This window comes from Paenibacillus sp. 598K (genome assembly GCF_003851045.1).
Lineage (GTDB): Bacteria > Bacillota > Bacilli > Paenibacillales > Paenibacillaceae > Paenibacillus_D.
Window position 1 is genome coordinate 1 of the sequence record NZ_BFBX01000293.1, and the last position, 347, is coordinate 347.

The 347-nt window shown below is 57.9% G+C and carries 1 protein-coding gene; it reads left to right on the forward strand.

Annotation, left to right across the window (positions count from 1 at the left end):
• Window positions 1–79: 79 nt before the first annotated feature.
• The coding region (locus PA598K_RS35130; RefSeq protein WP_148092060.1) for a TetR/AcrR family transcriptional regulator at window positions 80–347 on the forward strand (268 nt) is incomplete at its 3' end.

Here is a 347-nt window from a genome sequence, read left to right on the forward strand (position 1 = left end):
GCCAAGCTGCGGGCGCTCGTATCGTCCTGGCTGTCGATTCGGGTAAACTGGGCGTTCACGACGAGAGGAGAGCGGAGCAATGTCACCACGCAATGTAGAGAAGGACAAGCAGCTGCGCGAGCGCAAAAAACAGCAATTGCTCGATAGCGCGCTGAAGGTGATGGCCATTCACGGTTTTCAACTGACGAGCATCCAGCATATCGCGGCAGAGGCGGGAGTCAGCGTCGGCACCGTCTATCATTATTTTGCCTCGAAGGAAGAAATCTTCAGCGAGGTGCTGCGGTCCGGGCAGGCTCGATACGGCGCTTATGTCCGGGAGCTGGAGAGGATGGACATCGACGCGATGG